Origin of the sequence: Corallococcus exercitus, assembly GCF_003611585.1 — a bacterium.
Taxonomy (GTDB): Bacteria; Myxococcota; Myxococcia; order Myxococcales; family Myxococcaceae; genus Corallococcus; species Corallococcus exercitus.
Genome location: NZ_RAVW01000120.1, coordinates 1 through 22,929 on the forward strand (window position 1 = coordinate 1; position 22,929 = coordinate 22,929).

General features: G+C 68.2%; 18 protein-coding genes. 7 read left to right on the plus strand and 11 right to left on the minus strand.

Going from position 1 to position 22,929, the window contains the following annotated elements:
• Positions 1-177: 177 nt before the first annotated feature.
• Complete coding sequence (locus D7W79_RS16920) at positions 178-876, plus strand: hemerythrin domain-containing protein (RefSeq protein ID WP_158616982.1); 699 nt, start codon at positions 178-180, stop codon at positions 874-876.
• On the opposite strand, the gene D7W79_RS16925 is transcribed toward D7W79_RS16920, so the two are convergent.
• Positions 857-1,351, minus strand: coding sequence for a hemerythrin domain-containing protein (locus tag D7W79_RS16925; protein ID WP_120526415.1), 495 nt, complete (start codon positions 1,349-1,351; stop codon positions 857-859). The genes D7W79_RS16920 and D7W79_RS16925 overlap by 20 nt on opposite strands.
• A 10-nt stretch (positions 1,352-1,361) precedes the next feature.
• Complete coding sequence (locus D7W79_RS16930) at positions 1,362-2,006, minus strand: hypothetical protein (RefSeq protein WP_120526416.1); 645 nt, start codon at positions 2,004-2,006, stop codon at positions 1,362-1,364.
• A gap of 56 nt (positions 2,007-2,062) precedes the next feature.
• On the opposite strand from D7W79_RS16930, the gene D7W79_RS16935 reads away from it, so the two are divergent.
• The 3 genes from D7W79_RS16935 to D7W79_RS16945 are packed head-to-tail and all read left to right on the plus strand — an operon-like array spanning position 2,063 to position 4,540.
• Entirely contained in the window at positions 2,063-2,905 is an 843-nt protein-coding gene (locus D7W79_RS16935; protein WP_208729758.1) for an LEA/WHy family protein, read from the plus strand.
• Between the two features lie 14 nt (positions 2,906-2,919).
• Positions 2,920-3,606: a leucyl/phenylalanyl-tRNA--protein transferase gene (gene aat / locus D7W79_RS16940; protein ID WP_120526418.1), complete on the plus strand. Its 687-nt coding sequence runs from the start codon at positions 2,920-2,922 to the stop codon at positions 3,604-3,606.
• 10 nt (positions 3,607-3,616) lie between these two features.
• Positions 3,617-4,540, plus strand: coding sequence for a hypothetical protein (locus D7W79_RS16945; protein WP_120526419.1), 924 nt, complete (start codon positions 3,617-3,619; stop codon positions 4,538-4,540).
• Here D7W79_RS16945 and D7W79_RS16950 read toward each other — a convergent pair.
• The 3 genes from D7W79_RS16950 to D7W79_RS16960 form a co-directional block, all read right to left on the minus strand.
• The gene (locus D7W79_RS16950) at positions 4,537-5,130 is read right to left on the minus strand and encodes a hypothetical protein (protein WP_120526420.1); all 594 of its coding nucleotides are present in this window, start codon (positions 5,128-5,130) and stop codon (positions 4,537-4,539) included. The two genes, D7W79_RS16945 and D7W79_RS16950, sit on opposite strands and share 4 nt — an antisense overlap.
• A 529-nt stretch (positions 5,131-5,659) precedes the next feature.
• The gene (locus tag D7W79_RS16955) at positions 5,660-11,110 is read right to left on the minus strand and encodes an RHS repeat-associated core domain-containing protein (protein WP_120526421.1); all 5,451 of its coding nucleotides are present in this window, start codon (positions 11,108-11,110) and stop codon (positions 5,660-5,662) included.
• Entirely contained in the window at positions 11,088-12,146 is a 1,059-nt protein-coding gene (locus tag D7W79_RS16960; protein ID WP_120526422.1) for a SpvB/TcaC N-terminal domain-containing protein, read from the minus strand. The genes D7W79_RS16955 and D7W79_RS16960 overlap by 23 nt, the downstream gene beginning before the upstream one ends.
• Before the next feature lie 3 nt (positions 12,147-12,149).
• On the opposite strand from D7W79_RS16960, the gene D7W79_RS43240 reads away from it, so the two are divergent.
• Entirely contained in the window at positions 12,150-13,454 is a 1,305-nt protein-coding gene (locus tag D7W79_RS43240; RefSeq protein WP_147441948.1) for a hypothetical protein, read from the plus strand.
• A 318-nt stretch (positions 13,455-13,772) separates the two neighbouring features.
• On the opposite strand, the gene D7W79_RS16970 is transcribed toward D7W79_RS43240, so the two are convergent.
• Both D7W79_RS16970 and D7W79_RS16975 read right to left on the minus strand, forming a co-directional pair.
• Positions 13,773-14,771, minus strand: a complete 999-nt coding sequence (locus D7W79_RS16970; RefSeq protein WP_120526424.1) for a hypothetical protein — start codon at positions 14,769-14,771, stop codon at positions 13,773-13,775.
• Positions 14,772-14,831: 60 nt separating this feature from the next.
• A complete protein-coding gene (locus D7W79_RS16975) occupies positions 14,832-15,632 on the minus strand; it encodes a hypothetical protein (protein WP_120526425.1) in 801 nt (266 codons plus the stop codon).
• Between the two features lie 55 nt (positions 15,633-15,687).
• Here D7W79_RS16975 and D7W79_RS16980 point away from each other — a divergent pair, with 55 nt between their 5' ends.
• On the plus strand, positions 15,688-17,085 hold the full coding sequence (locus tag D7W79_RS16980) for a hemolysin family protein (protein WP_120526426.1): 1,398 nt from the start codon (positions 15,688-15,690) through the stop codon (positions 17,083-17,085).
• A gap of 19 nt (positions 17,086-17,104) precedes the next feature.
• Here the strand turns inward: D7W79_RS16980 and D7W79_RS16985 are convergent, their stop codons facing one another.
• From D7W79_RS16985 to glgA, 3 genes are read right to left on the minus strand one after another with little or no spacing between them, the layout of a single operon-like run.
• Complete coding sequence (locus D7W79_RS16985) at positions 17,105-17,590, minus strand: LEA/WHy family protein (RefSeq protein ID WP_120526427.1); 486 nt, start codon at positions 17,588-17,590, stop codon at positions 17,105-17,107.
• The gene (locus tag D7W79_RS16990; RefSeq protein WP_120526428.1) at positions 17,590-18,507 is read right to left on the minus strand and encodes a serine/threonine protein kinase; all 918 of its coding nucleotides are present in this window, start codon (positions 18,505-18,507) and stop codon (positions 17,590-17,592) included. Before D7W79_RS16990 ends, D7W79_RS16985 begins: the two co-directional genes overlap by 1 nt.
• Before the next feature lie 35 nt (positions 18,508-18,542).
• Positions 18,543-19,976, minus strand: coding sequence for a glycogen synthase GlgA (gene glgA / locus D7W79_RS16995; RefSeq protein WP_120526431.1), 1,434 nt, complete (start codon positions 19,974-19,976; stop codon positions 18,543-18,545).
• 71 nt (positions 19,977-20,047) lie between these two features.
• On the opposite strand from glgA, the gene pdxH reads away from it, so the two are divergent.
• Positions 20,048-20,647 (plus strand): pyridoxamine 5'-phosphate oxidase, encoded by a 600-nt coding sequence (gene pdxH / locus D7W79_RS17000; RefSeq protein WP_120526429.1) that lies wholly within the window; start codon positions 20,048-20,050, stop codon positions 20,645-20,647.
• A gap of 26 nt (positions 20,648-20,673) precedes the next feature.
• Here the strand turns inward: pdxH and D7W79_RS17005 are convergent.
• On the minus strand, positions 20,674-22,929 hold a 2,256-nt coding region (locus tag D7W79_RS17005), incomplete at its 5' end, for a CapA family protein (RefSeq protein ID WP_120526430.1).

A 22,929-nucleotide genomic window follows, 5' to 3' on the forward strand; every position in this document is an offset into this window, starting at 1 on the left:
CCTCATCGTCGGCAGCGTCAGATGTTTATAAGAGACAGGGTCGAGGACTGCTGGATATCGGTCGACGTCCGCGATCGAGGTCCGATTGAGTCAACGCGGCTGCGCCGTGGATCGTAGGTTCACCGTGAGCGGCCGAGACCTCATGAGCCCCGACACGCTCGCTCAAGGAGCATGGCCATGAATGAGGCGTCCAGCCGTCGCGGCTTCCTGTCCGCTGTCGTCTTGCTGGGCGTTGGAGGCACGGCAAGCAATGCCGTTGCCGCGACGCCCAAGTCAAAGCCCGCGGAGGTGAATGCCACCGAGGACCTGATGCGCGAGCACGGCATCATCCGCCGCACGCTCCTGGTGTACGACGAGTTCGCGCGTCGCCTCGGCAGTCCTGAAGAGAAGGCTCCCGCGGAGGTGCTCGCCCAGGCCGCTCGGCTCATGCAACGCTTTGGCGAGGGCTACCACGAGAAGACGGAGGAGACGGAGGTGTTCCCCCGGCTGGTGAAGGCGGGCCAGCAGAAGGAGCTCGTTCAGGTGCTGCTCGAGCAACACGCCGCAGGACGCAGGCTCACCGCGTCCATGCTCGCGGCGACCTCGGGCCGCGACGCTCTCACGCAACCCCAGCCCAGGGCCGCGACCGCACGGCAGCTCACGCAATTCACCCGCATGTACCGGCCGCACGCCGCGCGCGAGGACACGGTCCTGTTCCCCGCGTTCCGCAACCTCTTCGATGAGAAGCAGTTCAAGGAGCTCGGCGAGCGCTTCGAGGAACAGGAGCACCGGCTGCTGGGGAACGACGGTTTCGAGAACGCACTCAAGGAGGTGGAGCAGCTGGAGCGCGCGCTTGGCGTCCACGACCTCGCCCGGTTCACGCCTTCGGAGAAGTAGGGGCCGTCCGCTCGAGGAACGCGGCCAGCAGGGCCCGCCGCTCCTCCTCTCCCAGCACCCCATCCAGCGCGGGGAACAGGTACGTCTCCTCGCGCAGTGAGTGGTGGTGCTCCAGGTGCTTGAACGTGCTCTCCATGTCGAACACGCGCAGCACCGCGCGGCGGTAGTCCGGGGCGCTCGCGTCCAGCGCGTCCACGGCGTCCTGGCACTTCGCGAGCAGCTCCCGCATGCGCTGGTGCTCGCCGGTGAAGAGCTCCGGCGCGGCGCCTCGAATCCTTCCGGCCCGGGGCAGCTCCGGCAGCAGCAGCGCCTCCTCCGCCTCCAGGTGGCGCGTCAGCTCCTCGCGATACCTCGCCAGCCGTTCACGCGCGGCGGGCAGGTCCATGCCCATCAGCGCTTCCTGGTGCTGGAGGAACAGCTCTTCCAGGTCGCGGTGGAGCGCACCCAGGCTGACGAAGTCGGTGGGGCCGGACATCGAAAGCCCTTCAGTGCACCTTGTCGTCGCGCACGTGGGCCTCGCGGGCCACTCGGGGACGCGGCGTCACCATGCGGGCCACGCCGGAGTAGAGCTGATCCTCCGTGTAGACCTTGCGCACCCGGCGGTGCGACGCGCGCGGGTGGTACGCCGGGCCCGGACGCTCCAGCCACTGGAGCACCCGCACCTCGCCGGAATACGCCAGGTCCGCGAGCAGCGCCTCCGGGCACAGCTTCAGGTAGCGCCGCACCAGGGGCCGCAAGCGCCGCCCGAACTCCGCGCCCAGCTTCGCGTGGCGGCGGCCCGCGTGCAGCGTGCCGTCGAAGCGCAGCGAGATGTGGAAGAGCTCGTGCATCAGCGTCTCCAGCCGCGACTTGGCGGTGGAGCCCCGGAAGAAGAGCGGGCGCAGCGTGATGCAGTACAGGATGCGGCGGCCCCGGATGCGCACCACCGGCTTGCGCCGCCCCGCCTTGTCGATGCTCTTGCCCCCCTTGAAGCACAGGGGCTTCACCGTGCCGCGCGACGCCCGGCGGGCCTCACCGGCGACGACGAGGACGCGGCCCACCTTCACGTGGCTGAACTCGGGCATGCGCGCGGCGATGTCCCGGATGAGGGAGCGCAGGGTCCGGTTGAAGTTGGGACGTCGGGGAGCCACGGTTGGTGGACAGTCTAGCGGAAAACCCCTTGGGACCAGCCCCTGTCCTCCCCAGAATGTCCTCCGTGAATCGCTCGACCTGCCTGATGGCCCTGGTGTCCGCGCTGTTCGCTCTTTCCTCCGGGTGCGCCTCCGCCCCGGTCCGCTCCGGCGGGCCCCCCACCCTGACGGCCCAGGAGACCACCGTCGTCTCCCAGGGGCTCACCGACGCCTCCGTGCGCTACACCGGACAAATCACCGGTACCGCCAACGGCGTCGTGGAGCGCGCCGACTACGAGCTCGTCGCCGACGGGCAGGTGGTGAAGACGGGCTCCGCGAAGCTGGGGGTGCCGTTCGCCCCGGGCACGCCCGCGGACTTCTCCATCGAGGAGAAATCCGCCTACGTGAAGAGCCCGGAGGACCTGGCCCGCCTGAGCGCCCAGGGCGGCACGGTGCTCATCGCGCTGCGCGGCACGCTGGTGGTGCGCTCCGGCGACAGCGAGGACAGCCTGCCCTTCGCCGCCAGCCGCGCCGTGCGCGTGCCCCACCTGCCGGAGGTCATCGTGGAGAGCCTGGACGCGGCCCGCTACTCGCCGGAGGAGGTGCAGATCAACCTGCGGCTGGGCGTGCGCAACCCGAACCCGTTCCCGCTGCGGCTGGACTCGCTGACCTACCAGGTCACCGTGGCGGACCGCCCCCTGGAGGAGGGCACGGCCGCCCAGGCGGACACGGTGGACCCGTCCGCCACGGGGGTGTACCCGGTGGAGATCGCCGTGACGGCGCAGTCCTGGGGCCCGGGCGTGAAGGGGCTCATCTCCAAGGGTGTCCTGCCCTACAGCGTGAAGGGCGAGGTGAAGGGCCCCCTGCTGCAGGTCCCCTTCGTCCTGAAGGGTGACGTGAAGCTCAACGTGTCCCGCTAGACTGGCGGGTACGCGTGCCCATCTACCTGCTGAGCGACGACGAGCCGGAGCTGTTCCCCCCGCCCTCCAAGGCGGACAAGAGCGGCCTGCTCGCGGTGGGCGGCGACCTGCGCCCGGAGCGGTTGGTGGCGGCCTACGCGCAGGGCATCTTCCCCTGGTACAGCGAGGGGCAGCCCATCCTGTGGCACTCGCCCGACCCACGCTTCGTGCTGGAGCCAGCCAAGATTCACGTGGGCCGTTCGCTGCGCAAGGTGATGAACCGGGGCACGTACACGGTGCGCTACGACACCGTGTTCGCGAAGGTCATCGACGCGTGCTCGCGCGTGCACCGGCCGGGGCAGGACGGCACGTGGATTACGGACGCCATGAAGCAGGCGTACATCCGGCTGCACGAGCTGGGGCTGGCGCACTCGGTGGAGGCGTGGGACGGCGAGGTGCTGGTGGGCGGGCTGTACGGCGTGTCGCTGGGCGCGGCGTACTTCGGGGAGAGCATGTTCGCGCTGGCGCCGGACGCGTCGAAGGTGGCGTTCGCCACGGCGGTGGAGCGCTTCAAGGGCTGGGGCTTCCAGCTCATCGACTGCCAGGTGGAGACGGAGCACCTGGAGCGCTTCGGCGCGGAGTCCTGGCCGCGAAAGCGCTTCCTCGCGGCGCTCGACCAGGCGTTGAAGGAGCCCACGCGGCGGGGGCCGTGGACGGAGTAGGCTTGCAGGGATGGACGTCCACTACACCTGGATTGGCCCTCCTCCGGCGGACCGCAACCGAGACATCAACGGGGCCAAGGCCCTGGCGGCCCGCTGTGCGGGCCAGAGCGTCAAAATCTATTTCTGGTGTCTGGACGCGCAGGTCGCCACGTACGAGCGGGACTTCGCCGCGCACAAGAACGTCACCGTGCGAGGCATGCAGGCGTTCCTGAAGACGGCGGGAACGAAGGCGTATCGCTGGTACTACTGGTACCAGGAAACGGACGACTGGGCCGTCGCGGCGATGAAGGACATCCTGGACTGGGGCCTGGCGAATGGGACGCCCCCGTCGTACCGGGCCTTCGTGAAGGACGCGTGGTCGCTGTTCCTCATGTACACGTGGGGCGGCTACGTGCTGGACGCGGGCGTGGGGCCGCACGGTGGCGGCGCGTTCGCCCTGCCGGAGCCGAAGTCCTTCATGGCGCCGTCGCTGACGCGGGACGACGCGCTGATGATCCGCCGCTTCCAGTTCTCCCGGCTCGCGGGGTGGCAGGCGCAGGGCGACGTGACGCTCAACGACAGCCGCGCGGACGAGGTCTGCGAGGCGATGCACTACGGCGCGGCGGACGAAGGTGAAGCGGAGATGTGTCCCCAGCTGGAGGTGTGGATGCTGGGCAGCCCACGTTACGCCAAGGGCGCCTGGGCGGCGCTGAAGCAGTACTGCGTGGTGTGGAAGGAGATGCAGCAGAACAACGAATTGGTGAGCGCGACGGCGCCGCAGGTGTTCCGCTATCTCATCGCGGGCTCGGTCTACAACGGACTGACGCGCACGGCGAAGGGCGCGGTCCAGGCACCGCACGGTTCATTCTGGTACTGCACGGACAACAAGGACGGCACGGTGGACGTGCCGGACCTGAAGCTGCGCAAGACGTATCACGGGTCCAGCGCGCACTAACCGGGCTGGAGTCCCAGGGGTATCTCCGGAAAGGCCTCTCTCCACACCTTGCGGATCGCCTCCAGTACCTGGGACCCGGTGGCGATCTGCTCCCAATAGGGGAAGTGCGCGAACACGGCCTCATGGTTCGCGGTCACCTCTCCGTGGAAGTCCATGCCGTTGTACCCGAGGATTCCCATCAGGGTCTCCAGCTGTGTCCGCGCGTCCTGGCCGCGCAGCGAGAACGCAGTGGGCACATGGCCCACGAAGCTGGGACCGAAGTCCGCGGCGGTCACGCGGATCCGTCCCTGGATGTGACTGTTGAACACGTCCAGGGCCTCGGCCGGGACCCAGAGTTCCTGGTGCATGCGGGCGCCGACTTGCTGGACTTCGAATGACGCCGCGTAGGCGTCGTCCACGTCGAACGCCGTGACGTAGCCGGCGCCTTCGGGGCTGGTGGCGTTCCAGTCGCGGCTGATCTGCCAGGCGTACGGCTCATTGAGCACCGGGTAGAAGATGGGCTGCTCCGGCAGACGCGGCGGAAAACGCCGCATGCCCGACCGGTAGATCAACAGCAGCTCTTGAAGCCCTACGGGACGATAGAGACGCATGGCGGACCTCTCCTTTCTGGACCGCTTCACTCGAAAAGCCCCTGGAGGGGGACAGCAGCGTCCAGGGGCTTTGGCTTCACAACCTGAGTGCGGCTACTTCTTGCACGGCGACAGCGTGCGCTTCATCTGCATGAGGTCTTCTATCAATGCTCGCCCACGTCTCTCGCTAACCTCTGTTTCGACCGAGCAACAAGGAGGTTGCCCCAGGCCGCCCCTGTATCTCGGAAATGCCCCATTCGCCGTCTATCGCTCGCAAAACATTCGACGTCAAAGTCATCACCTCGAGCGGATCCCCTACCGACGGATGCGCAGAACGAATCACAACAACGATCTTCTTCCCCATCATCCTCGAGACCCTTGGAGAACCCTGTCTGCCAAACTGATTCAACAGACCTTCAATGGCAGCTATCGACGGAGCCTCTCGCTCAAGAACAACGGACCATGACCGATCGACCAATCCTGGCGCTCCAGGCACAGCCTCAATTTCCGGCCACACGTTTTCCATAAACGCCATTCATCACCCCTAGGCTCAAATCGCCCAATCAACAACTCGCCAACTTCCATACTTATTAATATATGGCAATGCTTCAGGATACCAGACTGTCTCCCTTGGAAAGAATGGAAGGCCTGGTACCTGCCCTGTCTGAACAAGTCCCTGCCTTTCTAGCGCCTCCACAACCTCAGCTGGCATTTCAAGAATGGCGACCTTGCCACCCTTCCCACCGCGAAGCGCTGCCCATTGCGATGCTCCATCAAGAGCTGCTGGCTCGATCAAATCATGAGTAAAAAACGAACCAGAAGGATGCCTATGCGTGTGCGCCGAAACCGGATTCACACCCTCCCTCAAGATTGAATCAATCGCGGCCCCAGGACCACCATGCGCGAATTGGCGAACTCGACCAGCTCCCTTGGCCGCCAACTTGAATTCCCCGAGGACAACTCCTCCCCCATCCATCAGGTTCCCGATAACCGCTGCTGTCGCAATGGCGGCCACGGTGCCATTGAATCCAACGCCTCGGTAATTGCCGGAATACAAATCATCCAACGAGTTCGAGAAGGCAGTCCACGCACTGAACACCGGAACGACAGCATCGACTGCTCCTCGCCCGGCGCCCAGCCCCCCATCCTGGTAATAACCTGCCAGTCCACCGCCCATCATAGCGTCTACAGGCTCCATAGCCATGTATTGCATCGGATAGGCGGCAAACAGTGTTCGGTCCTGCAAGGACTTGTTGACCTCATGCGTCCAAGCTGTGTTCGCCATACCGGAGACGGCGTGGCCAACACCGTCGCTCACGTCCTCCGCTTTCTGCACAGCACCATTCACATCCGAAATACCAGTGAATGTTTCAACGACAGCATTGAACGCACGAACAGCAACATCCGCCACCCAATTGGCGATGGCCATTGCTGGACGGGTCAAATCCAGCCCCACGCCTTGCCCACCGCACCCGTAGCACCCTGAGATGCCTTCAGCGGTGAAGCCGGACGGGTCCGTCATCGACAGGGGATTGTTGAAGACGTAGCTGTAACGGTTGTACCCCTGGCTGGAGAACGGCGCGGTGATGAACGGGTCCGCCGACAGGAAGCGGCCGGCGCGCGGGTCGTAGAGCCGTCCCTTCATGTTCACCAGCGAGGACTCCGCGTCGTCCTCATGGCCCGTGAAGCCCATGCGGATGGAGCCCGTCGTCGGCAGCACTCGCTGCGTCGGATTGGCGGGGTTCGCCTGCGCGCCAAAGGGCTGATACTTCCGCCGCTGGACCACGCCTCCCGCCTGGTTCGAGACGGTCTCGATGGAACCCAGGTGGTCACCGTGGAGATAGAGCGTCTCGACGTTGTAACCGCCACTTCCCGCCGTCCACTGCACCTGGGCCACCGGCCCACCCGCTCCGGGAATCTGGAAGACGTGCGAGACGACGCCCGCCGTCTGCCGCTTCTCGTAGAGCCCTGACACGTAGAGCGTGGAGTCGCCGTTGTTGCGCAGCTTCAAGACCCGCTTCTGGAAGGCGTCGTACTTGAAGTCCAGCCGCCCGGCCTGCGCCGACTCCAGGTCCTTGGGCAGGTTGAACGACGTGTACGTCACCTGGCGGTAGTCCCCGTTGGGCGCCGCCCACGAGAGCTGATTGCCGACGGAGTCATACCCGAACACCTCTCCGCCCATCCCGGTCATCGCATTGGGGCCCGCCCCTGCTTCGCCATACCGGTAATCCTGCTGCTCAGTGAACGCGTCCGCCCCTTGCTGGACCACGGTGCGCAGCAACAGATTGCCGATGTCGTCGTAGTCGAAGCTCGTCGTCGAGGTATTGCAGGCCGTCTTGACGTTCCACGTCGTCAACCGGTTCAGCGCGTCGTAGGAGAAGCTCTCCTGGACGTTGGCCAGCAGGTCATTCCGGAGCTGGAGCTGTCCCCTGGGAGTCCATGCATAGGCCAGCCGCTGGAGCGTTCCCTGGCCGCCCTGCGACTCGATGAAGCGGAGCTGCCCCTCCTTGTCGTAACGGCTCAGGGACGAAACCCCGTTGCCGAAGAGCTCCCGGGTCAGTTGGCCCGCGGCGTTGCTCTCCAGGGCGCTCCAGTAGAGCTGCCCCGTCACCGTGTTGCGGACCCCGCTGAACCGCCCGTTGTGGCTGTTGTACTCCAGCGTCATCCCCAGACGCAGTTGGGAGTCGACCTGCGGGTAGATGAGCGCAGACATGCGCCCGTAGGCGTCGTAGCCCCGGTCGACTCGGTACGCGCTGGCGCCCCCATCCACGCTCGTGGTCTCCCACAGCGAACGGCCCAGGGCGTCGTAGCCGTACGTCAGCACCACGTCCGTCGGGCTCGAGACAGCGGAAGGGCCGAACCTGGCCCAGGCCAGGGCGCCCACGCCGTTGGGAGCGGTGTCCCATTCGAAGCGCGTGACGCCCTCCGGCGTCTGCACCGACACGGGCCGGCCCAGGAAGTCACGAGCGAAGGTGGTGACGTTGCCCAGGGAATCGGTCTGCTCGCGGACGTCGCCCAGGACGTCGTAGCGGGTTTCGGACGCACCTGCCTCCGGCGTCACGAGCCGCGTGCGGCGCCCCAGGACGTCGTAATTCATCGTGGTGAGGTTGCCCTTGGCATCCTCCACGAAATCCACCACCCCGAAGGGGCCGTAGCTCAGGCGAGTGCTGACGGCACTCTGGGGGACGCCCACCGTCTTGAAGTCCTGGCTTTCCACCACCTGCCCGCGGGCATTCACCACGAGCCGCCGCTCCGTCCCGCCGCTCCGCTGCCGGATATTGCGCCCTTCGTACGTGCGCACCTCCTTGATGGTGCCGCCGACCTCGTGTTGGGACAGCCGTCCCGCCTTGTCATAGATGAAGACATTGACCGCGGGCGTCTCCCGGTCGGAATAGGGGAAGGACTGCTTCCACAGGCGCCCCAGCGCGTCGTACTCGCGGGTCGCGTGACTCCAGCTCCCGTCCGAGGCCCGCTCGCGCTCCTCGACGAGGCGCTCGAAGCCATCCAGGAGGCTGACGTGTTCCCCACCGCCGTCCTGCTTCACGGTGACGGTCGTTCGCGACTGCTCCTTTCCATAGCTCACGGTCGTGTGCGCCGAGGACGGGGTCGCCTGGCTTCCCGCCCGGTAAGGGGCGCTCCGCCTTCTCAGACGGCCCAGCCCGTCGTAGCGCCACTCCTCGCGCACGCCATTGGCGTCCTCCTGGATGGCCAGCAACCCCAGGCCCGGGTGATACAGCCGCTCCGTGCGATGTGACAGAGTCGAAATGTCTTCACCCAAGAAGGCCTGGTCCACGACCGGGAAGATGCGTTCCACCGGGTCGTACTCGCGAGTCGAGAACGATTTGGTGACGCCCTGACGAGCTCGCTGCGTCTGGGACGTCACCTGCCCTGTCGTATCCCGGCTCACCGTCGTCGCCAGCCAGACGTCCGCGCCCGCCTGTCCCGTCGCATCCGGCTCGACGACAACCTTGTACAGTAGGTTGGACCACGGGCATTGCTCCGTCTCCTCCTCCTGGTAGTCGTACTGCGTGCAGTAACTGTAGCGCGTGGTGCGAGAGGCAAAGCCTCCCGAAGGGTGTCGCGCATCCGCAGCAATGCTGTCCGTTTCCGTCCTGGATAGCGGCATGCCCAGCGTCCAGGTGGGCGTGTAGTTCGAGTAGCTCACCGCCACCTTGTGGCGGTGGGGGTTCATGTTCATGTCCTGGGCATCGTTCGAGATGAAGGTCTCTTCGCTCACGATGTTGCCGTAGGCATCACAGTCCCGGTTTGTGACGACGTCCCGGAACTGCCCCTGCTGGTTGTCGGACTCGCCAGAGAAGCCGAGGGTCGGACACAAGAACTTCGTCCGGTTCTCCGGCGCGTTCCGCAGCTCCCATCTCCGGGCGGTCTGCCTCGAGAGGGTCACACTGGTGGACGCGGGAATCGAAGACGTCTCCAGGTATGGCAAGCGCGCCCAGGGATAGAGCGAGCCGGCCTGCCTCGCGTTGTCCATTAGCACCGTTGACGTCTGCAGGGTGTCCCAGTCGTAGGTGGTCCTGGAGGCGAAACCCAGCCATCCCTGCTCTCGGAGCGAATAGCGGCTGTCCTTGTAGCTGAACTGCACGGAGCGGATCCCGCCCCGCCCATTCGGGGCCTGCAGTACTCCAACCACCGGCAGCGCCGACGTGACACAGTACTGGGGATAGGTGCACGTCCCTGGCGTATAGAGTCCAGTGCCGAAGCGGAAGTCCGTCAACGTCCTGTAGATCACCGTCGTCCGGTTGCCATTGGCGTCCACTACCGCCTTCATCAGGTCAGGTCGGCCTCCCTGGCGGCGATAAATTTGGAGACGGTATTCATTGGAAATCTCAGTGGGCTCGGCTTGCACCAGGTCCGTCAGCCCATCACCGTCGATATCCAGCAGGCGGGACAGGTGGTAGCCAAAGCCCGATCCCGGATGGAACAGGGGATCAGGAGGGCCGCCGCGGCCCGTGGTGATTCCCGCAGGGACGTTGGTCAGCGTCCGCGGCACGAAGCCACTGCCCGTCGACTCAAGGACCGTCACATTTGAACGGCCCACGGAGTTGGGATAGTCCCCGTCAACGAAGGAGTCCATCAACAAGAGGTCCTGCTTGCCATCCATGTTGAAGTCGACGATGCGGACCCCGTTGTCGATGTAGCGCCCCTCGTTGACTTGGACAGGACTGGGCATTGCGCCCAAGGGGATATCGAGGTGCTCGGGCGGCAGGTAGCCCACGCCCGTGTTCAGCGAGAGCAGGAGGTCCCGAGGCGTACGCACCCCGCCGACCTTCGCCTCTTTCACCATGCTCACGACATCCTGAAGGCCATCACCGTTGACGTCCAGGAACCACCGCTGCAGGTGGTGGTAGGGGCCCTGGGGACGCTCAGTGCTGGTGTAGTCCCAGGGCAGAGCCGCGAGGGTCGCGGTCGTCGGCGTCGGACACGACGTCCCTGCAGGCCCACCGGGACACTGCGTCGGAGAGACCTCCACCGCCGAATAGAACTGCTCGAAGCTGTCCACCGTCCAGATGGAAGCAGGCTGCCGCAACAGCACATCGACGGCCCCATCGCCGTCCATGTCCGTCGCATAGCCGCCGACCAAAGAGGTCCGCGCGAAGTCTCCACCGATGCGGGTGGACTCAGAGAAGGTCACCCCACCAGTGGTGGTGGTGTTGAGGCGATAGCTCCAGTTCGCGACGCTCGCCAAGGGGGCGGACTGGCGCGAGCGCAGCAAGTCTGGCCGACCATCACCGTCCAGGTCCGCGACGTGCATGACGGGAACTGGCACGTCCTGAACCGAGTCATTGCAGATGTCGTACAGTTCCTCGTAGTTATTCCACTTCGTTTCGAAGCCAGATCCCGTGAAAAGGTAGAGTTGATAGTGCCCGTCACAGGGCGCCGTGTAATGGCCGGAATGAGTCCGGTTCAAACCGATGATGTCGGTCTTTCCATCCATGTCCATGTCGACGGTGATCAACTCATCCAGCGAGTCCCCCACCACGGCCCTGGGAATCCACCGGGGCCGACATGGAGATCCTGAGCAACCGCTGTGACGACCTCAGCTTCAGGCCCGAGACATAATGGACATCCGCGTCCGGCCGCCCTTCGTAATGGAAGGTGACACGCCGGAGTGGCTGGAGTTGGGGAACATTGCTTGAGCCTGTGTATTCAATGGCGGCGGGAATCTGCTCAACGGCAGCATTCGTCTCCGCGCGAGTGTAGAGCACCCGCATGAAGTTGCCGCTGCGGTCCTCGACCTTCGAGACGGACCAAGCATACCGGACGCGAGGGGCTCCGTCGTACGTCGCGGAGACCTCTGACGGGGGAACGGGCGTGACAATCACCCGCGAGCCCTCCAGCACGGAGCCTTCCGCGGCCCCACCGTAACCTCCGTAAGTGAGGACCTGCCCGTCGCGGGCGCGGACCTCGAACTGCTTCGGGCCGTTCGCGTCCGCGTCGGTGACCTTCACTTGCGAGAAGGTGTCGATCTCCGTGCGGTACGTCGCGCCGATGGCGCCCGCCGTTCCGGTGATGAGCACCAGCCGCGCGCCGTCCAGACAGAGATCATCCGCCTGGGTGAACTGGATGGGCAGTCGCTTCCCCGCACCGTCCAGCGAGGGATTGCAACGGGTGATGCGGGAGAAGCCGCTTACCGCCCAGCCCATGCCCAGCAGGCCATTGCCGCCCCTGCTGTTGTAGGACAGCGTCAGCGACGGCTGGATGCCAGCCCGCCCTGGAGGAACCCACAGGGGCAGGGCGTAGGTCGCCGCACCGTCCAGGGAGACATCCAGGCGGCCCACGGTCAGCCCCGTGGCGACACCATTCACGGTCTCGGTGGGCAGGACCGTCGACGCGGGCAACGTCAGGCTCGTCGCCCCATTCAGCTGGGCTGACGCTTTCGCCAACGCGCGCGCGTCGTCCTGCGCCGGGACAGGACCGCAGCTTCCCAGCAACTGCACGACATAGAGGGACAGGACCGACGTGGAGAGGAGCTGCTTGAAGCGGTTCGGTGGTGCATTCCTGAGCTGCGTGTCCATTACTTGTCCCCCTCCATCGAGCTGAAGCCACCACCGTTCGTCTCGCAGACACCGGCCTTGCAGGTCGAACCCGAGACACAGGTCCCGCAGGTCACCAGTCCGCCACAGCCATTGGCGACACTGCCGCACTCGCGCTCACCGCAGACCTGGGAGGCCGGGCGTGGCGTGCAGCCACACACGTTGGGCGTGCCGCCGCCTCCGCAACTCAGGAAACCCGAGCAGGCACTGCCGCAGGTGTATGTGCCTCCGCATCCATTGCTGACCGTGCCGCAGTTCTTCCCCGCGCAAGCCGTGGCCTGGGAGATGGGGGTGCATCCGCAGACGTTGGTGGTTCCGCTACCGCCGCAGGTCTGCGGCGAGGTGCAGGTGCCGCAGGCGTACGTGCCACCACAGCCATTGGGCACCGTGCCGCAGTTCTTTCCCGCGCACGCCGTGGCCAGGGGGATGGGATTGCAGCCACACACGTTTGCAGTACCACCGCCGCCACAGGTCTGGGGGCTGGTACAGGTTCCGGTCCCGCAGGTGTACGTGCCGCCGCAGCCATCCGCGACTGTTCCGCAGTTCTTCCCCGCGCAGGCGGTTTCCTTCGAAACGGAGGAGCAGGTCGCGCAGACGTTGGCCACGCCTCCCCCGCCGCAGACCTGCCCCCCCTGGCAGGAGCCGCAATTCAGCGTTCCCCCGCACCCGTCTGAAACGCTTCCGCAGTTCTTCCCCAGCGACGCACAGGTCGCGGCGCAACAGGCGTTCGAGCTCAGCCCGCACACCTCGCCTTCCCAGCCTTGGGAGCCCTCGTCGATGCGACCATCGCAGTCGTCATCCAGGCCGTTACAGGTCTCCGGAGTGCTGGCGCTCCCATCCCCAACGCCATCGCGGTCGTCATCACAGTCATTGCAGGGCAGCTCCCGCGACGCCGTCGCGGGCTGGCAGGAGCCAAACGACCCGTCCATCCGACAGGCCTGGCTTCCTCCGGTGCCACAGGTACCGCAAGCCTTCCGGCTGTCAGGTGCCAGGACACAGATGGAACCGGCGGCGGAACAGGCGATGACGCCCGAACAGCCATTGGGCATCGTGCAGGGCGCTCCGGTGAGCCAGCCCCTCATCTACCTGGCCGTTACCGTCATCATCACAGCCGTTGCAGAGCTCGCTCCGGTAGGCCGAGCAGGACTCGGCGTTCACCGAGAAGTCCGAGCAGGTCTTGTAGCCCGTGCGGCCACAGACGCTGCAGCTCACGCTCGATTCGCCCGTGGGGAAGCACTCGCCCAGCTGGGTCCCTTCACAGTACGCGACGCCCTTACAGAGCCCCTGTGAGCACGTATGGGGTGACGTGTCGTTCGCGCTGCATGGGGCGGCGGAGGCGGACGTCGCTCCAGCCATGACGGCCATGAGGAACAACACGGACAAAGCGCGCGCGGTTCTTGCGCGCACGCGGAACAACCCAAGCCACTGCATGAATACGCTCCCCTCGACAGCCCACGGGCTGGCACAGCCCTGAGAAGGGCTGCTCGAAGCACTTCAAGTGCGTTCGTGAATCCACCTGGGGGAGCACAGACTTCAGGCGGACAAGGTTCTACCGACGACTGTGTAGCCTCTGGAGTATTTCGCCCAGAAAAGCAAATCGGAGCGCGGCTACTTCTTGCACGGCGACAGCGTGCGCTTCGCGTGGATGAGGTCCTCTTCCGTGGGGCTTCCGTAGCGCACGGCCTTCGGCGCGGCCTTCAGCTTCTGGTAGTCGTACGCGTAGAGCACGCCCATCTCGCGGCTCAGGATGAAGCGCGGACCGTTGAAGTCCCAGAGGCCTCCGAAGAGCTGGCCTCCCGGCTTCAGCGGCGTCAGCGACGTGCTCTCCCGCGTCCGCACGAACAACATGGACAGGTCGTCCGTCGCCCAGTTGCACGGGTTGCTGCCGTTCCGGTGCAGATAGGACACCGTCAGGTCGAACGCGCCCTCGCCCTCGTCGCCCGTCACGCCGAAGTACTCCCACAGCCGCGCGCACTCCGGCGCCGCGCAGTCCTGCGGCGGGATGTGCTCCGCGTAGTCCGGCGGAATGCCATCCATCTCCTTGCCCGTCAGGCTCCGGTTGGGCCGGCGCAGCACGCACCCCGTGGGCTCGTCCTTCTGACGAAGCGCGATGGGCGTGCCCGGAAGCCGCCCGGGCGGCAGCACCTCGCACTCCGTCGCCAGCTCCGCCATCAGGTACGTCTGGCGGTCGTCGTCCGTCCCCATCCGCACCGCCCAGTACGCGATGGGCGTCCCCTTGCACGCCTTCGACTTCTCCTTGCCGAACACCCAGATGGGCGCCTTCGTGGTGTCCAGCGCGCCCAGCTTCTTCGCCTGGTCCATGGGCACCGGCTTCACGCCGGAGCGGCTGCGCGCTCCCGCCTGGAAGAACTTGTCCTTCGAGGCCGGGATGATGGCCTGGTGCACCAGCCAGCCCAGCCGGTCGATGCCCACCTGCCCCATGGGCGTCATCGGCAGGAACTCCGGCTTCACCGGGCAGCCCCGGTCCGGCTCCGGCATGTCCACCACCACCGCCGAGCCGTCATCGTCCTGCGCCCACGCGGCACCTGGCCCCACCGTCAGCGCCAGCACCAGCGCGAACCCCGCGCGCATCACTCCGTTCGTCATTCCGTCGGACCTCCACCCACGGTCATACCGCAAGCGGAAGCCCTCCGGCACGGCCCACGCTCAGCGCGGCTTCTTCGGCGGCGCCTTGCGCTTCACTGGCGGCGGAGCCGGCGCCACTCCGGCATCCCTCGGCACGTCCGACACCGTCGCGTCCACAGCCTCCTGCGTCGCGGAGTCCTCCGGCTTCGGCGGTGCCTCCACCTCCGTGCGGTCCTCCAGCGGCACGCGGCCCACCGCGCGATTGAACAGCTCCCACAGCGCCTTGCGGTGCCCGGCCCGGTCCGTCTTCCCCGACAGCACCAGCCCCGCGCCGCTGTAGCGCACCGTCAGCCCCGGCGGCATCCCCGCCGCGAAGTCCTCCAGCTGCGCCTGGAGCTGCGGCACCGCGAACGTCAGCTCCAGCTGCGGCGCCAGGTACGCGTGCGTCTTGAGGAACGTGCGCAGCGCCAGACGGCACGCGGTGTCGTTCACCGTCGCCGTCAGGCTCGCCTCCACACCTTCGGTCGCCTTCAGGTCCGGGCACGCCTTCTTCGCCGCCGCGAGCTCGGCGGTGGTGTTCTGCAGCTCGATGGACCCCACCATCACCCGCCACACCGCGAAGCGCCCCTCCGCGTACAGCAGCACCCGCGCGATGCCGGCGTCGTGGGGCGTCAGCAGCAGCTCGCCGCTCTGGGGGAGCGCCTCCGCCGTCGCCACGGAGGGGGCGTCGGACTCCGCCCAGTCCACCGCGGTGAGCTTCTGGAACCGCTCCTTGCCGGGCTCCAGCGTCAGGGCCTGGTCCACCGGCCAGGCCAGGACCGCCGAGGGCGCCGCCAACACGCCCAGCAGACCGCCAATGACGTACATCCGACGTCCCCGCATGGTGCCTCCCGCCAGGGTGGTACGACCCTCTAGCACGGGATAAGAACCTCCCCCTATGCCTACCTGGACCCTCTGGGTCGCCTGCCTGGCCCTCTGTTTCACGAGGTCCCTGGTCGCCGCCGCGGAGTCCGCGCTCTACGGGACGTCCGACCTGCGCGCCCAGGAGCTCGCGGAGGAGGGCAAGACCACCGCCGCCCGCCGGGTGCTCCGCCACAAGACCGAGCGCGAACCCGCCGCCACCGCCCTGCGCCTGGGCATGGTGCTGTCCGGCTTCCTCGCCGCCGCCATTGGCGCCTTCGTCCCGCCGCGCATGCTGGACTTCAGCCGCTACGCCGAGGCCACCTGGGTGCCCGTCGCCACGGTGTGCGCGGGCGCCCTCTTCGTGGGCGTGCTGGCGAGCCTCATGGAGGTGACGTTGCGCGGCCTGGCCAACGGCAACCCGGAGCGCTGGGCCCTGCGCCTGTCCGGCCTGGTGTCCCTGCTGGTGGCGGTGCTCTACCCGCCCATGCGCCTGATGCTGGGGCTGCTCAACCTGGGCGCCCGCACCATGGGGCGCACCCTGCGCTTCGAGCCCCCGCCCCCGCCCCTGGAGGAGCTGGAGAAGCTGCTCGCCGCCCAGGCCGCGCGCAACGAGGTGGACAAGAGCGCCCCGCAGCTCATCCGCTCCATCTTCGAGCTGTCCGACAAGCGCTGCCGCGACGTGATGGTCAACCGCACGGACGTCATCTCCGTGGACGTCACCACGCCGCCGGAGGAGGTGCTGCGCATCCTGGCGGAGGAGAACCACTCGCGCATCCCCGTCTACAAGGACGACGTGGACCACATCGTCGGCGTGCTGCACGCGCGCGACCTCATCCCGCTGCTCCAGCACCCGGAGCTCATCGTCCTGCAGGACGTCATCCGCCCCGCCCACTTCGTGCCGTGGATGAAGCCCGTGGGCGACCTGCTGCGCGACATGCAGAAGCGGAAGATCCACATGGCCATGGTCGTCGACGAGTACGGCGGCTTCATGGGCGTCGTCACGCTGGAGGACATCCTCCGCGAAATCGTGGGCGACATCGGCGACGAGTTCGAGGTGGAGGAGAAGCTCGTCGAGAAGATGGCCGACGGCAGCTCGCTGGTGGACGCCGCCATGGAGGTGGATCAGTTCACCAAGCTCTTCGGCTTCCCGCTGCCGGAGGGCGACTTCGACACGCTGGGCGGCTACCTGTCCTCGCTCGCGGGCCACCTGCCCGACGTGGGCGAGCGCTTCACCTACAACGGCTGGCAGTTCGTCGTGGCCACCAAGGAGGGCGCCCGCATCGACCGCGTGCGGATGACCCGCCTCAAGAGCGCCGCCCCCGGCACCGCGGACGGCGCGCCCCGCGACGGCGTCCCCGCGCCGAAGGACGACGGCCAGGGCCCGCCGCGCCCGCCAGCCGACTCCGGCACGGCTCCGGACGCCAAGGGCTGAAAAGGCGCCTCGAGACGCCTCACGGCGCCGGGCTGGACTCCCCGCCCGGCATCCACGCGATGTCCAGCGCGCGCGCGTCCCGGAAGGGCGCGCGCCGCTCGGAGCCTCCGAAGCGCAGCACCACGCCCCCCTCCAGCCGCACCGCGTGCGAGCCCGTCTCCGGACGGTTTCCACCGCGCGCCACGGCCAGCGGGAAGCGGACCTCCAGGGGGACCTCACCCTGGCCATCCAGGGGCACGCCCAGCACCTGCTCGCCGGTGGCCACGCGCCGTCCGTCCACGCGCAGGTCGAAGTCCACGCGGGTGAGCGTGGCCGCGTCCGAGGACGGGTTTCGCACCTGGAGCTTCAGCGTGAGCGCCCCGGAGCCGTCCCGCGTGAAGGTCACGTCCACCGCCTCCACCCGCACCGCCTCGTCGTAGGCGCGCGGGCGGAAGGGCACCACGCCCAGGCAGCCGGACAGACAGAGGGCACCGCCCAGCCCGAGCACCGCCCGGCGCGAGCGCATCAGCCGCCCAACAGAGGCTGCAGCGCCTCCACCGTCAGGGGCCAGCCCGCGCGGCGCGCCAGCACCTCCAGCGCCTTGATGAACTCCGCCGCGGACTGGAAGCGGCGGGCCCGGTCCGCGAACAGCGCCTTGCGCGCCACCCGCGCCGCGTAGTCCGGCAGGTCCGGCGCCAGCGAGGACAACAGCGGCACGCGCGCGTCACGCACCTGGTGCATGAGCTGCGCTTCGTTCTCCCCGGTGAAGAGGCGGCGGCCGCCCCACAGCTCCCAGAGGATGACGCCCACGGCGTACAGGTCCGTGCGGGCGTCCACCGCCTGCCCCAGCACCTGCTCCGGGCTCATGTACGGCAGCGTGCCGCGCAGCGCGCCGGAGTCGCCGCGCATCATCCCCTCCACCTCCGCCACGCCGAAGTCGGTGAGCTTCACGTCGCCCTGGATGCCCAGCAGCACGTTGGCGGGGTTCACGTCGCGGTGGACGATGGTGGCGCCGTTCTCCCCCACCTTGGCGCGGTGGATGTAGTCCAGCGCCTTGAGGATGCACCACGCGATGTAGCAGGCGGACTCCGGCGGCATCGCGGCGCCCGCCTTGATCAGCAGCTCCTGCATGTAGCCCAGCGTCCGGCCACTCACGAGCTCCTGCACCATGAGGTAGTCCGGCCCGGCGCGGAACAGCCGGAACGTCCGCACGATGTGCGCGTTGCGCAGGCGCACCGTCAGCTTCGCCTCGTCGACGAAGGCCTTCACATACGCGGGGTCGTTGCGGAAGGACGGGTGCAGCCGCTTGATGACGACTTCCTCGGGCTCCCCGGGGGAGCGCTGGGTCGTCTCACGGGCACGCGCCTGATACACCTCGGCCATGCCGCCGACCGCCAGCCGGCCGACCACTTCATAGCCACCCAGGTCCGGAGCTTCCGCCACGCGGCAAGTTTAGCGCGGATCCGGAAGGGGCCCCACTATTCCGCTACCAGGGAGGAGAAGAGGGCCTCGTACTTCCGGGCGGACGCGGCCCAGGAGAAGTCCTTCCCCATCCCCCGCACCTGGAAGTCCCCCAGCCGTGCGGGGTCCGCGTACAGGGAGAGCGCCCGGCGGATGGCGGCCAGGAGCGCCGAGCGGTGGAAGGACTCGAAGAGGATGCCGTTGCCGTCCAGTCCCCCCTCCACCGTGTCCACCAGCCCGCCCGTGGCCCGGACGATGGGCACCGTGCCGTAGCGCAGTGAATACATCTGGTTCAGGCCGCACGGCTCATAGCGGCTGGGCATGAGGAAGAAGTCCGCCCCCGCCTCCACCAGGTGTGACAACTCCGGGTCGAACCCGATGCGCACGCCCACCTGCTTCGGGAAGCGGGCCTGCAGCGCCCTCAGGCCGTCCTCCAGGCCGGGCTCGCCGTTGCCCACCGCCACGAACTTGAGGTCCGCCTGCAGCGCCGCGGGCAGCGTCTCCAGGAGCAGGTCCACGCCCTTCTGCCACGCCAGCCGGCTGACGATGCCGAACACCGGCGCGTTGCCCTCCGTGGGCAGGCCGAAGCGCTCCAGCAGGGCGCGCTTGCACACGGCCTTGCCCGTCATGTTATCCGGGCCGTAGCGCGCCGGCAGGAAGGAGTCCGTCCGGGGGTTCCACTCGTGCGCGTCGATGCCGTTGAGGATGCCGGTGAGCGCGTGCGAGCGGCGGCGCAGCAGGCCATCCAGCCCGTAGCCTTGCTCCGCCGTCTGGATTTCGCGGGCGTAGGTGGGCGACACGGTGGTGAGCGCCTCGGAGTAGACGAGCCCCGCCTTGAGGAAGTTGACCTGGTCGTAGAACTCCACGCCCTCCGGGGTGAACAGGTCCCACGGCAGCCCCAGGTCATCCATGGTCCGCTTGGGGAAGTGCCCCTGGTAGGCCAGGTTGTGGATGGTGAAGACGCACTTCGCCTTCGCGAGCGGCGTGCCCTGGAAGCCGCGGCGCAGCGCCACGGGGACCAGCCCCGTCTGCCAGTCGTGCAGGTGGATGATGTCCGGGAAGAAGCGCAGGCGCTGCGCGGCCTGGAGCGCGCCCACGCACAGGTAGGCGAAGCGGCGGGGGTTGTCCTGGAACTCGCCGTTCACGTCGCCGTAGAAGCCCTTGCGGCCTCCGTAGAAGGCCTCGTTCTCCAGGAAGAGGACCTCCAGGCGTTCGGAGAGGCGCGCGGACAGGATGGGGCCGCCCGTCTCACCGAAGGGGAAGCGCAGCACCAGGGACTGCCCGGTGGGCGACAGCTGTCCGGCGTTGCGCACGTCCTGGTAGCGGGGCGTGACGATCTTCACGTCGTGCCCCAGGCCGGCGAGCGCCGTGGGCAGGGCCCCGGCCACGTCGCCCAGTCCCCCCGTCTTCGAGAAGGGGGTGACCTCCGAGGCGATGAAGAGGATCTTCATGAGTCCCGCCATTGCGTGCGAGTCCCGACAGGGAGTCAACCGCGAACGTGCGCGCCGGAGCCGTGTTTCCTATGGTGCGCCGCGTGACGACCATTCCTCCCGACCCCATCCAGCGCTTCGCGGACCTCTTCGCCCAGGCGAAGGCCGCAATTCCCGTGGACCCCAACGCCATGGTCGTGGCGACCGTGGACGACCAGGGCCGCCCCAGCTCACGCGTGGTGCTGCTCAAGGACTTCGATGCGCGGGGCTTCGTCTTCTTCACCAACTTCCACAGCCGCAAGGGGCGTCAGCTCACCGCGCACCCGTACGCGGCGCTGTGCTTCCACTGGCAGCCCCTGGAGCAGCAGGTGCGCATCGAGGGCCGGGTGGAGCAGGTGACGGACGCGGAGGCGGACGCGTACTTCCAGAGCCGCGCGCGCGGCAGCCAGATTGGCGCGTGGGCCAGCCTCCAGAGCGAGGAACTGCCCTCGCGCGAGCTGTTGGAGCAGCGCGTGGCGGAGGTGGAGGCGCGCTTCCAGGGCCGCCCGGTGGAGCGGCCGCCGCACTGGAGCGGCTTCCGCGTGGTGCCGGACCGCATCGAGTTCTGGCACAGCCGCCCCAGCCGGCTGCACGAGCGCAACCTGTACCTGCGTGACGGCGCGGGCTGGAAGACGCGGCTGCTGTTCCCCTGAAGCTCGGCCTTAAGCTCGGATGACGCTCAGGGCACGCGGTGCTCGCGGAAGGTGACGCGCAGCGTGTACGTGCCCGCCGGGGCCTCCACCCGCACGAAGTCCCGCGCGTGCGGCGTCGCCTGGGTCAGCGTGCCGCCCGTGGCCTGCTTCTCCCAGGCCACCAGCGCCAGGTCGTCCACCGCCGTCACGCCCTGGCCGGACTTGGGGGGCGCGGTGTTGAGCGTCAGGTCCAACGCCCAGGGCGCGTTCCACAGGTCCGGCTTCGGCGGGTCGGCGGGGAAGTGCAGGTCCTCCGCCACCAGCGTCCAGTCGTAGGTGCCGCCGTCGTGGCGCAGCAGCGTCTGCTCGCCGAAGAGGGTGTAGGACTCCACGGGCACGTACTGCACCTTCGCGGAGAAGGCGCCGCCGCCCTGCCCCTTCAGCCACGCCACCGCCGTGAGGTCGCGGTTGGGCGGGCCTTCCGCGAAGCCCGGCGGACGGAAGCGGTTGACCAGCCTCACCGCCGCGCCGCGCGAGTCGCTGGCCGCGCGTCCCTGGCAGAGCGCCGCGGCGCCCCGGTGCGGACCGTCCTGGCACACGTAGCCCGCGCCCGGGCCCACGCTCCAGCGCGGAGCCTCGTTGGCGTCGTCGTCCACGTCGTGGTCCTCGAAGTCGCCGTGCAGCAGCACGTCGCGCCCGGCCTTGAGCTTCACGCCCGTGCCTTCCGACGCGCCCGTGAGCTGGGCCACCGCCACGGACTCGCCCGCGTGGCGCAGGGGCCTGAGGTCCACCGTGGCGCGGCCGTTGGCGTCCACCGTCACCGGTACGTCCACCGTGCGCTCGCGCACCGCCGCGTGCCGGTCCTCCGGGAGCAGCTCGCCCCAGGACGACTGCGGCACCAGCTCCACGCCGCCTTCGCGGGACAGCTCCGCCAGGTTGCGCAGGAAGCTCTCCGCCAGGTCGCCCGCGACGGGCCGGGGGCGGTAGTCCTCGATGTAGACGGGCACCGCGCGGGCGCGGTCCACGTGCGCGCCCGTGGCCTCCACCTCCGCCATGAGGCCCACCATCGTCTCCAGGCGGTCCTGGTCGAAGGCGAAGTTGCCCAGCGACTGCGCCATCAGCACGCCCTCATGGCGCGCGAAGCCCTGCGGGATGTGCGGGTGGTGCGCGATGACCAGCCCCGCGCCCGCGTCCACCAGGTCGCGCATCCGCTGCGCCGTCGGGGTGGAGGGCCGGACGCTGTACTCGACGCCGGTGTGCAGCACGGCCACCGGCACGCGCCCCTGCGCCCGCTCCGCGCCCAGCAGCGCGGACACCCGCGTCATGTTCCGCGCGTCCGCCGCGCCGCCCTGGTTGGGGCCCGCGACGTACTGCTGTTCATGCGCGCTGCCGGTGATGGAGCACATGGAGACGAGGCTGTAGTTCGCGCCCGCCAGCGGCACGCGCGCCGGGACGAAGGCCGCGTCCTCGTTCTGGCCCGCGCCGCTGAAGGCCATGCCCGTCGCGGCCACGTGCGTGAGCGTGTCGTTCAGGCCCGGTGCCAGGTAGTCGTAGACGTGGTTGTTGCCCAGGCTCACGTAGTCCACACCCAGCCACGGCAGCGCGGGCAGCGAGCCGGGCAGCGTGAAGAAGGCGTAGGCCTTCTGGTCGTGGGGCGTGGACGGATGGTCGGTGACGGGCGTCTCCAGGTTCACGGCGCGGAAGTCCGCCGCCTGGAAGTAGGGCCGCACGTGCGTGAAGACGGCCTTCGTGCCCGGCAGCGGATCCGACACGCGGATGAGCGCCGCCGGGTCGTCCTTCGGCATCTGGTTGCGCGGCGTGGTGTCGTCCGGATCCAGGAAGCGCCGGCCCAGGGACACGTCGCCCGCGAAGAGCATCCGCACGCCGTCCTTCGGAGACAGGCGCACCGGAGGCAGCGTCACGCGCGTCTCCGTCAGGCTCCGGCGCAGCTCCACCGCGACCACCGCCGGGCGGAAGCCCTCCGCGTCCACCGTGAGCAACCGGTTGTGGCGGGGCAGCACGGGGAAGCGGAAGTGGCCGGACTTGTCCGTGCGCGCCTGCGCGTCCCCCACCTTCACCACGACGTCCACGACCGGCGTGCCCGCCGTGGACACCAGCGTGCCCTCCAGCGCGATGCCGGTGCAGGCGTAGTCATGCCGGGCGGTGCGCTCGGCTTCGGAGAGGGAGGCGTCCGCCGCGGGCTCCGGCGCGCAGGCCGTCAGCACCGGGGACTCCTCCTCCGGTGGCGGCTCCTCCGCCGTCGGGTCGGGCGGGGGCTCCTCGTCGGGCGGAGGCGCGTCGGG

What these genes read in the sequence shown, in the direction of transcription:
- D7W79_RS16920 (WP_158616982.1), top strand. Translation starts at nt 178, where the DNA reads ATGAATGAGGCGTCCAGCCGTCGCGGCTTCCTGTCCGCTGTCGTCTTG.
- D7W79_RS16925 (WP_120526415.1), bottom strand. Translation starts at nt 1,351, where the DNA reads ATGTCCGGCCCCACCGACTTCGTCAGCCTGGGTGCGCTCCACCGCGAC.
- D7W79_RS16935 (WP_208729758.1), top strand. Translation starts at nt 2,063, where the DNA reads ATGTCCTCCGTGAATCGCTCGACCTGCCTGATGGCCCTGGTGTCCGCG.
- D7W79_RS16945 (WP_120526419.1), top strand. Translation starts at nt 3,617, where the DNA reads ATGGACGTCCACTACACCTGGATTGGCCCTCCTCCGGCGGACCGCAAC.
- D7W79_RS16950 (WP_120526420.1), bottom strand. Translation starts at nt 5,130, where the DNA reads ATGCGTCTCTATCGTCCCGTAGGGCTTCAAGAGCTGCTGTTGATCTAC.
- D7W79_RS16960 (WP_120526422.1), bottom strand. Translation starts at nt 12,146, where the DNA reads ATGGACACGCAGCTCAGGAATGCACCACCGAACCGCTTCAAGCAGCTC.
- D7W79_RS16970 (WP_120526424.1), bottom strand. Translation starts at nt 14,771, where the DNA reads ATGACGAACGGAGTGATGCGCGCGGGGTTCGCGCTGGTGCTGGCGCTG.
- D7W79_RS16975 (WP_120526425.1), bottom strand. Translation starts at nt 15,632, where the DNA reads ATGCGGGGACGTCGGATGTACGTCATTGGCGGTCTGCTGGGCGTGTTG.
- D7W79_RS16980 (WP_120526426.1), top strand. Translation starts at nt 15,688, where the DNA reads ATGCCTACCTGGACCCTCTGGGTCGCCTGCCTGGCCCTCTGTTTCACG.
- D7W79_RS16985 (WP_120526427.1), bottom strand. Translation starts at nt 17,590, where the DNA reads ATGCGCTCGCGCCGGGCGGTGCTCGGGCTGGGCGGTGCCCTCTGTCTG.
- glgA (WP_120526431.1), bottom strand. Translation starts at nt 19,976, where the DNA reads ATGAAGATCCTCTTCATCGCCTCGGAGGTCACCCCCTTCTCGAAGACG.
- pdxH (WP_120526429.1), top strand. Translation starts at nt 20,048, where the DNA reads ATGGTGCGCCGCGTGACGACCATTCCTCCCGACCCCATCCAGCGCTTC.